This is a genomic window from Clostridia bacterium (assembly GCA_036562685.1).
In the GTDB taxonomy this organism is placed as follows: Bacteria; Bacillota; Clostridia; order Christensenellales; family DUVY01; genus DUVY01.
In genome coordinates, this window is the sequence record DATCJR010000087.1 from 1 (window position 1) to 11669 (window position 11669).

Genomic DNA, 11669 nt, shown 5'->3' on the forward strand with positions numbered 1-11669 from the left:
TTACTCTTAAGGATATTGCCTTAAAATGTGGTGTTTCGGTAGGTGCGGTGAGTAAGGCACTCAACGACAGTCCTGATATAGGTGTCGAAACCAAACAATATATACGAGAAATGGCTAGAAAGCTTGGTTATCGTCCAAATTTTTATGCCAGAACACTCAAGACTAATCATTCTTATAATATAGGAATATTATTTGATGATGCTACTAACAATGGTTTTGGTCATGCGTTTTTCTCTAAGATATTGAGTGCTTTTAGAGGCGAAATGGAGAGTAATGACTATGACCTCACATTTATAGCAAGAAACTCAAGAGCAGGTGAGTCATATATAGAACACGCGCGTCATCGTAGATTGGAGGGGGTCATGGTGGCGTGCGTGGATTATAATGATGATGGAATAATCGAATTGTTGGAATCAGAAATTCCTTCAGTTGCTATTGATTATATTAGCGATAAGTTTTCATGTGTGTATTCTGATAACTATAATGGGCTTATGAGTCTTACTTCATATTGCTTTGAAATGGGACATAAAAAAGTAGCTTTTATACACGGACAGCATACTTGCGTAACTGATGAAAGAATAAAGGGATATAAAGACGCTTTTAAAAAATATAATATACCTTTTCGTGAAGAGTATTTGGTTGAAGGCGAGTACTACTCTATAGATACAACTTATAATAAAATGAAACAGCTTATTAAGTTGCCTGATCCGCCTTCATGTGTGATTATTTCTGACGACTATTGTATGTTTGGGGCGCAGAAAGCAGCTTATGAAATGGGCTTGTCTATTCCTTGGCATATATCGATAGCGGGATACGATGATATCAAAATTGCTCCATATTTTACACCTCCGCTTACAACTGTTAGACAGGATGCTTTCTTGATTGGTAAAACTGCCGCTGAAATTCTTTTGTACGATATAGCCAATAAGTCAAAATCAAACCACAATATTGAAATTCCTACTCAATTAATTCAACGCGGTTCAATTAGAAAACTTTAAAAATTTTTTATTAATTTTCTTATTATTTTTTAATAGAGGATAATTTTATGCTTAATAAAAAAATATTTAAAGCATTATTTTGTTTTATATTAATTTTTAGTTTGATTTTTGTTAACGCATGCAGTTCTATAACTAGTAAAGAAGTTCCTCAATCAGGAGTAAGCCTTAACGGCAGATTAAAGGTAATAAAGGATGAAAATGGTATAATGCGGCTAGCAAATCAAAAAGGAGCCTTTATATCTTTAAGAGGAATGAGTACATACAACTTTAACCGAGTAGTTGTAGGGGAAGATACTCAAAACTTACTCAATAACAATGCATTTTCAGCCATGAGAAAAGACTGGAAATGCAATGTTATAAGGTTGGCTGTTTATGTACCGAGCGAAGATAATGGTTACAACGGCATGAAAGAAACGACTATAAATAATATAGATAAAGCGATAAAATTGGCAACTGACAATGATATGTATGTGATAGTGGATTGGCATGTGCTTACTCCTGGAGATCCGACCGATAAAACTTATCAATATGCTGAAGAGTTTTTTACAACGGTGGCTAAAAAGCATGGCAAGAAAAAGAATGTTATGTTTGAAATAATGAATGAACCCAATAGTTATGATATCGATGATGAAACTTTTTGGGAACATATAAAGCCCTATGCTCAAAAAATGGTTGATTTGATTAGAAAATATTCAAAAAATATAATTATTATTGGAAATCCTTGTTGGTCTCAAAGGCCTGATCTTTGCGCTAAAAGTCCAATACAAGGCGATAACTTGATGTATTCAGTACATTTTTATGCTGGCAGTCATGGTGAAGAGTTGCGAAATAATATTCTTTCAGCCTTAAATGGCGGTGTTGCGGTATTTTGCACTGAATGGGGAGTAACTAATAATACGGGTAATGGACCTGTTTATCTTACTCCTGAGGATGGTGGAGTATCTGATGCTGAAACATGGCTAGATTTTTTGGATGAACATAAAATAAGCTGGTGTAACTGGTCTATGGCTGCAAAAAGAGAAAGTTCAGCTGCATTATTAAGAACCACTACACTTAATCCAAAATCAGGCGTTTGGCAAGAAAGTGAGCTATCTGAAAGCGGAAAATTTGTTAGAGCACGCCTAAGAAGTTATGTTGATGATAATACTAATAAATGATAATTGATTTGATTTTTAAAGTTAATTCCAAAAATTAACATTAGAAAATTAATTTTTAATATTTACAACAATTAAAAATTGATTTATAATTAGTAAACTTTAAATACAGAATTCAATAATCTAGAAGATTAAAGTCTTTTAGATTATTTTTAAATAATGTATAAAATTGTATAAATATAAAATACAAGCATAATTATTAATTATAGTGAAAACCTTACTATAAGTAATGATTATAGCATATACAAGAAATAATAATTACATTTATATCATTTTATAATATTACATTATTGATTTTAATTATATATCGTGGTATTATAAGGTATAAAAAAAAGCTTTAGTCTTCTAAAGTAATAGATGATTATAATTCCAATGGTATAAGCATATAGCTTAGACATATATTAAACTAAGTTAAAATTTTTAGGAGGTTTTTTTAATGAAAAGAGTATCAAAAGTTATAAGTGTTCTTTTGATGGCTTCGTTATTGCTTGGTGTTGCTGCATGTAAAGACAATAAAGCCAAAACAAAAAGCTATACTTATAATACTTATTTGAGTGCTTCGCCGAGCACCTGGAACAATCATGTTTGGCAAACTAACGCCGATTCTTTTATTTTTTCATATACAGAAATTGGCTTTTATGATATTGTTCTAAATGAAGCAAAAACTGGCTATAAATTCCAAGATGAAATGGCAGTAGGTGATCCCAAAGATGTTACTGCTCAATATGCAGGAAACACCAAATACGGTGTGCCTAGTGATGCAACTGAAGGATATGCATGGGAATTGACACTTAATCCTAATGCAAAATGGGCTAACGGTGATCCCATTACTGCTCATGATTATGTTTATTCTTTGCAACAAGCAATTAACCCTAAAATGCAAAATTATCGTGCAAATAGTTATACTCAGGGCGATGGTGCTATAGCTAATGCAATTAATTATTTCAAATCTGAATCACCTATTTATATAGATGTCGCTAAAAATGTTGATGGTGACACAGAATATACAGATATAACTGGTAAATCTTTGTATTTTTCATTACTTAGAACAACATATTTCTTTGGTAGAGCAGCAAAAGATTACTATGATGCAGGATATGTTACTTATTTTGTTGATGATAATGGAACTCCTGATGATGATAGCGATGATGTTGACTTGTATTTAAAATGGGAAGATAAACACAATCCATATGGCTGGGTAGAAATCACTGAAGAAAACAAGGAAGAAGTTTTAAGCGACTTGTTGACACTTGCCTCAAATTTTGGAGATGATAATCCTGAGGCTTGGAAAGAATTCTGTGCATACTTTGATGGCTATAGCGATTCTTATGACTTTGACAATGTCGGTATTATTGGTGATGATTCAAAAGATCCTTACAAATTAACCTTAATAATGGCCACACCTATTTCTTTGTGGAATTTCAAAGTTCAAATGACTTCTTTATGGTTGGTTTATGAACCTTTATATGAAGCTGGAAAAGAAACTCAAGGTGATTTGACTGTAACCAATTACGGTACTTCTGTAGATACCTATATGTCTTATGGCCCCTATAAACTTACAGCATATCAATTGGATAAGCAAATTACTTTGGAAAAGAATGAAAATTGGTATGGTTATACAGATGGTAAACATGAGGGTCAATTCCAAACAACTAAAATCAGCTGTCAGATAATAAAAGAACATACTACAGCATTACAGCTTTTTGTTCAAGGTAAGCTTGATACAGTTTCATTGACATCTACTGATATGTCCAAATATCGTTATAGTGATTACTTGTTGAAAACAGATACAACATATACTCAAAGATTTGTATTTAATACTGATAGAGCAAAATTAACAAACATTCAAAATGATGCTACAACTCACGGCGTTGGAAACAGATTAATTTTGTTGTATGATGATTTCCGCAAAGCTTTTTCATTAGCAATTGATAGAGCAAAATTTGCACAGGATGTTACAGCTGGATATAAGCCGTCATATTCATTGTTGAATTCAATGTACTACTATGATATGGAAAATAACATTAATTCAAGATATCGTGATACTGATCAAGCTAAGAAAGTTGTAACTGATTTGTACGGAATTGAATACGGATCTGATAAAACATACAAGACTCTTGATGAAGCTTATGAAGCTGTTACCGGTTATGATTTGGAAGAAGCAAAGAAATTGTTCCAACAAGCCTTTAATGCGGCTAAGGCGGCTGGTGATATAGAAGACGGTGACACTGTTAGAATTAATATTTATGCTGGAAAAACTATCACTGCAGAATTGACAGCTCAAATGAACTTCATCCAAGATGCACTTAATGCCGCTACCAAGGGTACAAGTTTAGATGGAAAGATTGTTATCGAATATAAAGCCCATGAAGATAGATATGGTGCTATAGGAGAAGGTAAAGTTGAAGCTATGTATGGTGCTTGGGGCGGAGCTTATCTCTATCCTTATCAATACATAGGTTGCTATACTGATCCTGCTTATGCTGATCCTATTAATGAATATGGTTTTGATCCTACAAAAGAAAAATTTACAATCACTTATGATTTTGATGGTGATGGTGAAGTTGAGACTATAGAAAAGACATATTATGATTGGCAAAAATCAGTAGTATCTGACGGTACGAAAACTGGAGAATATTATTTTGCTAGCGCAGATGTTAAGCTTACAATTTTGGCTGCTCTAGAATATAATCTGCTTAACGGTTATCACATGGTGCCGGTAGCAAGTGCAACTGAAATTTCTATGTATTCTCAAAAAGTTAATTACGCTACTACAACTTATGTAGTATTGGCAGAATACGGTGGAATTAGATTCTTAACTTATAATTATACTGATGCTGAATGGGCTGCTTATGTAAAAGCTGAAGGTGGACAATTAAGTTACGAATAAAAAATAAGTAATAAAATTAAAAATTGAAAACTACGGAAGCATTTTGCTTCCGTAGATTTTCAAGTTTTTATGTTTATAAATACTTATAAAAATATATTATTTTTTTATATGTTTTTATAAATATAAAAAGAGTTTTAGGAGTGACAATGTTAAAATATATTTTAAAAAGAATAGGCTTAATGTTTTTGACTTTCTTTATAATTATGACGATATGCTTTGTTCTTATTAAGATGATTGAACCAGAACCTATCTTAAACGGGCCTAAAGCAGCGATTGAAGCAGCGCGTCGTGCTGCAATGGGCTATGACAAACCAATTTTGGTTCAATATGTTATATATTTGAAAAATATTATAACCAAATGGGATTGGGGAACATCATTTCAAATACAGTATCTTACAAGTGTAAACGATGTAATATTTGACAGATTATTACCTACTGTTTTGGTTAATCTTTTTTCCTTAATTTTTTCTATACCTTTAGGAATAGCTTTAGGAATTTTTGCGGCATTAAAAAAGAACAAATGGCAAGATCATTTGATTTCTACTTTGGTTATGGTATTTATTTCTGTGCCGTCTTATGTATATGCCTTTGTTGTTCAATACTTTCTTGGCTTTAAGCTTGGATGGTTTCCTATCCAAATGGCATCGTTATCTGAAGCAGGCAATAGTTGGTTTTCATGGACAATGTTTCACTCAATGATTTTGCCTATACTTGCTCTTTCTTTTGGTACAATTGCTAGTTTGGCACGTTTTACAAGAGCAGAATTAACAGAAATTTTAACCAGTGAATTTATGTTGCTTGCAAGAGCAAAGGGATTGTCGAGAGGACAGGCAACGTTAAGGCACGCCTTAAAAAATGCGATGGTGCCTATTTTGCCTATGATTATATCAATGTTCATTGGTATTTTGGGCGGTTCACTGATTATTGAGCAAATATTTTCTATACCTGGTATAGGAAGCTTGTATATAGATTCAATTAATAAACTAGATTATAATGTGTTTATGGCTGTAAGCATGTTTTATACTATTATTGGGCTTGCATCTGGAATAGTGATAGATTTAAGTTATGGATTTATCGACCCCAGAATTAGAATGGGAGGAAAGAAATAATGAGTAATATACAAAATATACCCAAAGAGCAATTCGAATTTGCACAAATAGATGAAAAATTGCATGATAAAAAATTTGATACAAAGCCTATTGGCTATTTCAAAGATGCTTTTAATCGATTTAGAAAGAACAAAGCCTCTATAGTTGCAGCTTTCATTATATTGTTTATTGTGTTATTTTCAATTTTTGTTCCTATGTTTTCAAAATATGATATGGCATATGCTGATGCTGTTTATAAAAATATGCTTCCAAAAAATGATTTCTTATCTAATTTTGGAATATTTACAGGAACTTATGAAAAGAAGTTAAGTAATAAAGGTTATGAAAACTTATATGCTATAGGAGTTGGCGCAGAAGATATCAATGGTGATAATATTGATATGACTAAAGGTGCTTTTACCAAGTATAGTGCTGTTCAAGGCAAAGCTGAAACATATAAAAAACAAGGTCAAACATATAGAGATATAAAAATCGATTCATATCTTGAAGTGGGTTTTGTATATTTGAATTTAAATGAAGAAACTTATAATAAAATCCTTGAATATCAGCAAAAAACTGGTCTTCAGATTTTATATCCTATGGTAGATCAAAAGTTAACCTTTGATACATCTAATGCTAACTGGTGGTATTTAACTGATGAAAGAGGTTATGCTATTTTTGATCAAGAAGGAAAATATCAAGATATATATGTTAGGGATGAAAGTGGTAATGTAAAATATTTTATTCAGCGTGATAAATCTACCTTACAAACTAGAGTTTTATATTACAACTATTATATATATAAATATGGTCATGAACCTAAATTTACTTTTGGTACTAACAATTATGGCCAAGATATTTTAATTCGTTTGGCATATGGTGCAAGAGTATCGTTATTATTAGCTGTAGGTGTATCCATTATTAATTTTATAATTGGAGCTTTATATGGAGCAGTAGAAGGATATTATGGTGGAGCTTTGGACCTAATTTTGGAACGTGTATCAGATGTTCTTAATAATGTACCTTTCATTATTGTTGCTACTTTGTTCCAACTTTACTTGGTATCACCCAATATTGTTCCGCCAATTGTTGCTTTGCTGTTTGCGTTTGTTATGACAGGTTGGATTGGTATTGCATATAGAGTTCGTACTCAATTTTATAGATTTAAAGGACAGGAATATGTTCTAGCGGCTAGAACTTTGGGTGCAAAAGATAGTAGAATTATGTTTAAGCATATTTTTCCCAATACATTGGGTACAACGATAACCTCAACAGTTTTGATTATTCCAAGTGTTATATTCTCGGAATCTATGCTTTCATATTTGGGAATAGTAAATTTAAATGGACGATCAATTACGAGCATTGGATCTATGCTTGCTGACGGGCAAGGTTATTTGTCGACTTATCCTCATGTAATCTTTTTCCCGGCATTAGTAATATCTTTGCTTATGATTTCATTTAATTTGTTTGGTAACGGACTTCGTGATGCATTTAATCCGTCACTTAGAGGGGCAGAGGAGTAAACTATGGAAAAGATACTAGAAGCAAAAAATCTCCGTATTTCATTTAGAACAAATAACGGAAAAGTCCAGGCTGTAAGAGATATTAACTTTAAACTATATAAAGGAGAAACCTTAGCTATTGTAGGCGAATCTGGATCTGGTAAATCAGTAACTGCAAAAGCGGTAATGGGTATATTAGCTCCTAACGCAATTGTAGAGAGTGGTGAAATCATTTATGACGGAAAAGATTTAATGAAAATTCCCGAAGATGAGTTTCATTCAATTCGTGGTGATAAAATAGCCATGATTTTCCAAGATCCTTTATCAAGCTTAAATCCTATAATGAAAGTAGGTAATCAACTTACTGAAGCAATGATTATAAAGGGTAAAGCTAGACAAAAAGAAGCTAAGATTTTATTAAAGCAAACATTAAAAAATCTAAATTATTATATGAATTTGGCAACAAATGGAAATTCTAATGCTGAAATAAAGAAAGAAAATGCCAAAAAAATTAATACTTTCAAAAAGTTCATTTATAAGCATTTAGAATTAGAAATGCCTTATAACTCTGCAGTTGAATCAGCTAATCATGCAATTATTGAAATTGATAATATTCTTGAAGATTTAAGCAAAAAGAATTTAAAAGATGTAAAAAATGAGATATTGCAAGTTATAAAGTTTGTTAAGAAAAGTTTTAATACATACTTTTTGAAAAAAGATGATGATATTTTATTTAATCTTAACAAATTAAATTTATTATCAAAAAATGTAGATAAAGATAATAGTGAATTAATATCAGTTCTAAATCATATAAAAAATATATTTGATAGCGCATTAAAGAGTGAAAAGCCCAATTTCTTTAGAATGGGATATTATTTTTCACAAGGCAATAAAGAATTGCCTGATATGCCTATAGCTGAATTAAATGATTATTTAAGAAAATATCTTGATGATAATTTTATGCTAGATTTTATTGCAACAGCAAAAAAAGCTATAATTTATTCATATGAGAACTCAATTAAGAATAAAACAGCTTCTATTAATGAATTTGATAAAGCTTTGGATATATTATCCAAAAAAGATATTACTTATAACGAACTTAAAAATTTATCTTATAGTCTTGTTAAATTAGCTCAAAATTCTATTAACAAACTATCCGTCAAAAAAGAAAGCTTATCGTTAACTTTTAAATCAAGCATGATGGATGCTGTTCATTTTTATAAAAAAAGTAAACGAAATAATCAAAAAGAACTTAAGAGATATGATTATCAAACTCGTAAATATAATAAGAAAGTTCAAAAAGGAAAAACTCCTGATTGGAAAGTAATACCTGCCGATATTATTGACTTAGATAAAATAATTGAAGATATAAAAAATATTATTATTCGTTTGAGAGACTCCTACAAAAAAAACATAAACATGGATAATAATGTAGATTTTGATGCCGCTACAGTAGCAATTATTGATTTCATCAAAGAAAAAGCCTCTGGAGTTGTATATAAAGTAACACCTCAAATGGCAAAGCAAAGAGCATTAGAACTCATGGAAGAAGTAGGTATTTCAGAGCCAAGAAAAAGATTCAAGCAATATCCTTTTCAATTTTCGGGCGGTATGCGTCAAAGAATTGTTATTGCAATAGCACTTGCAGCTAATCCCGATATTTTGATTTGTGACGAACCTACTACAGCATTGGATGTTACTATTCAAGCACAAATACTGGAATTGATAAACAAATTAAAAAGAGAAAGACAAATTTCTGTTATTTTTATAACGCACGATTTAGGTGTAGTTGCTAATATGGCTGATAGAATAGCTGTAATGTATGCAGGAAAAATTGTTGAATATGGTACAGCAGAAGATGTTTTCTATTCGCCTGCTCATCCATATACTTGGGCATTGTTATCATCCATGCCAGATTTGGATACAAAAGAAAAGTTAGAAGCAATACCTGGGACACCTCCAAATATGATATATCCACCTAAAGGCGACGCTTTTGCAGCAAGAAATAAATATGCTCTTAAGATAGATTTTGAAGAAGAGCCGCCTATGTTTAAAATATCAGATACTCATTTTGCAGCTACATGGTTATTGCATCCAAATGCTCCAAAGGTAGAGCCACCGAAAATAGTAGTTGAGCGTATTCAAAGAATGAAAAAACTAGGAGAAATCAAAAATGGCGGACAACAATAATATATTATTAAAAGTTGAAAATATGAGTCAGTACTTTAAATTAGGTGATTCCGAATTAAAGGCTGTTGATAATATAAGCTTTGAAATAAAAAAAGGTGAAGTTTTTGGACTCGTAGGTGAATCTGGTTGTGGAAAAACTACTACAGGTCGTTCTATCATCAAATTATATGATATAACATCTGGTAATGTTTATTTTAAAGGAAGAAGAATTTGCGCAGGAACTCGTTCATATAGAGAGGCAATAAAAAATGCCAAAAGAAGTACTTATGCCGCAATTAAAGAGTTAAAATTAGAAGAGAAAAATGAACTCAAAGAATTGAGTAATTCAGGCTTTAATAATGAAAAAATTAATGAAGTAAAACTTAAATTCAAAAATCTTATTAATGCAGAAAAAGATAATTTAGCTAAAGTTATTAAAGACAATATTGATCAGATCAATTTAGCAAAACATGATCATAAATATTGTGATAAAGATTATGTTCAAGAAAAAATTAAAAAAATAGAAGAACATTATAATTCTTTACCACATACACCTGAAAATGAAAAAGAGAAAAGACAAAAATTAAAATTAGCAAAAAAAGAGCGTTTGATCACTAAGATTCAAATGATTTATCAGGATCCAATAGCATCTTTAAATCCTCGTATGACTGTTAAGGATATTATTGCTGAAGGATTAATTGTAAAAGGAATAAAAGATAAAAAATTTATTGAGCAAAAGGTTTACGAAGTACTTGAAATGGTAGGTCTAGTTCGTGAACATGCGGCACGTTATCCTCATGAGTTCTCTGGTGGACAAAGACAAAGAATAGGTGTGGCACGTTCTATAATATTGGAACCTGAACTTATTATTGCAGACGAACCAGTAAGTGCTCTAGATGTATCTATACAAGCACAAGTAATAAATCTACTTAATGATTTAAGGCATAGATTAGGATTAACAATATTATTTATTGCGCATGACTTGTCTGTTGTAAAATATTTTTCAGATCGTATTGGTGTTATGTATTTTGGTAAGATGGTAGAACTTGCGTCCTCAGATGAACTTTTTGCTCATCCTTTACATCCATATACAAAATCTTTATTATCAGCCATTCCTTTTCCTGATCCTCATTATGAAAAGCAGAGAAAGAGAATAATATACAATCCAGATGAACATGATTATTCTGTAGATAAACCTAAAATGAGAGAAATAAAACAAGGTCATTTTGTATATTGCAATGAAACTGAATATAAGAAATACAAAAAAGAAATTGGGCTTTCAGAATAATGCAATTTAGGTATTTGCACTAATGAAAAACAAAATATTAAAATATGTAATTACCTTTTCAATTGGCGGTTGCTTTTCTTTTTTAGCTTTTTTTCGCCAAAATCTTTTTGAAAAATCTAATTTGCTTGATATTTTTGAGATATTAAGTAATGGTTTTTTATTGGCGGGAATAATTATTTTTGGACTAGGCTCCTTAATCTTTGTTAGTAATGAAGGTGCTTTTGATATTTTTGTTTTTGGATTCAAAAATTTTTTTTCATTGTTTAATCGAGAAAAAAGAGAAACGCGACAAACATATTTTGAATATAGACAAGAAAGAAGTAATAAAAAAACGAGCTTTTTATTTTTACTTTTTGTAGGAGGCTTTTATCTTTTGCTTTCAGCTTTATTTGTAATATTATTTTTTATTTATAGTTAAGATATAAGCTAATAACAAAAAAATTATCAATTTTTAAGTCACTTCGTCATAAAATATATTAGCCCGGAACGGGCAAACGGAGTGACTTTTTTATGAATTGGAAAGATTTTATTCAGCCCGAACTTCTGGCTTTAATACCGTTTTTATACGGTGCTGGTGTAT

The 11669-nt window shown here is 31.0% G+C and carries 7 protein-coding genes and 2 pseudogenes; all 9 read left to right on the top strand.

The window, feature by feature from the left end:
* Window positions 1-998 (top strand): LacI family DNA-binding transcriptional regulator (locus tag VIL26_03770; protein HEY8390052.1); only part of this gene is annotated, 998 nt, incomplete at its 5' end.
* Between the two features lie 101 nt (window positions 999-1099).
* The gene (locus VIL26_03775; GenBank protein HEY8390053.1) at window positions 1100-2155 is read left to right on the top strand and encodes a glycoside hydrolase family 5 protein; all 1056 of its coding nucleotides are present in this window, start codon (window positions 1100-1102) and stop codon (window positions 2153-2155) included.
* 433 nt (window positions 2156-2588) lie between these two features.
* The gene (locus tag VIL26_03780) at window positions 2589-5042 is read left to right on the top strand and encodes an ABC transporter substrate-binding protein (GenBank protein ID HEY8390054.1); all 2454 of its coding nucleotides are present in this window, start codon (window positions 2589-2591) and stop codon (window positions 5040-5042) included.
* A gap of 146 nt (window positions 5043-5188) precedes the next feature.
* Entirely contained in the window at window positions 5189-6151 is a 963-nt protein-coding gene (locus VIL26_03785) for an ABC transporter permease (GenBank protein ID HEY8390055.1), read from the top strand.
* Window positions 6151-7653, top strand: a complete 1503-nt coding sequence (locus VIL26_03790) for an ABC transporter permease (protein ID HEY8390056.1) — start codon at window positions 6151-6153, stop codon at window positions 7651-7653. The genes VIL26_03785 and VIL26_03790 overlap by 1 nt, the downstream gene beginning before the upstream one ends.
* Window positions 7654-7656: 3 nt before the next feature.
* Window positions 7657-8040 (top strand): annotated as a pseudogene (locus VIL26_03795) (ATP-binding cassette domain-containing protein).
* A 927-nt stretch (window positions 8041-8967) separates the two neighbouring features.
* Window positions 8968-9822, top strand: a pseudogene (locus tag VIL26_03800) (ABC transporter ATP-binding protein).
* A complete protein-coding gene (locus tag VIL26_03805) occupies window positions 9806-11089 on the top strand; it encodes an ATP-binding cassette domain-containing protein (protein HEY8390057.1) in 1284 nt (427 codons plus the stop codon). The pseudogene VIL26_03800 and the gene VIL26_03805 overlap by 17 nt, the downstream one beginning before the upstream one ends.
* A 22-nt stretch (window positions 11090-11111) precedes the next feature.
* Window positions 11112-11507 (top strand): DUF3899 domain-containing protein, encoded by a 396-nt coding sequence (locus tag VIL26_03810; protein ID HEY8390058.1) that lies wholly within the window; start codon window positions 11112-11114, stop codon window positions 11505-11507.
* Window positions 11508-11669 lie beyond the last annotated feature (162 nt).

Coding starts and splice junctions, on each gene's coding strand:
- VIL26_03780 (HEY8390054.1), top strand. CDS start 2,589: ATGAAAAGAGTATCAAAAGTTATAAGTGTTCTTTTGATGGCTTCGTTA.
- VIL26_03785 (HEY8390055.1), top strand. CDS start 5,189: ATGTTAAAATATATTTTAAAAAGAATAGGCTTAATGTTTTTGACTTTC.
- VIL26_03790 (HEY8390056.1), top strand. CDS start 6,151: ATGAGTAATATACAAAATATACCCAAAGAGCAATTCGAATTTGCACAA.
- VIL26_03805 (HEY8390057.1), top strand. CDS start 9,806: ATGGCGGACAACAATAATATATTATTAAAAGTTGAAAATATGAGTCAG.
- VIL26_03810 (HEY8390058.1), top strand. CDS start 11,112: ATGAAAAACAAAATATTAAAATATGTAATTACCTTTTCAATTGGCGGT.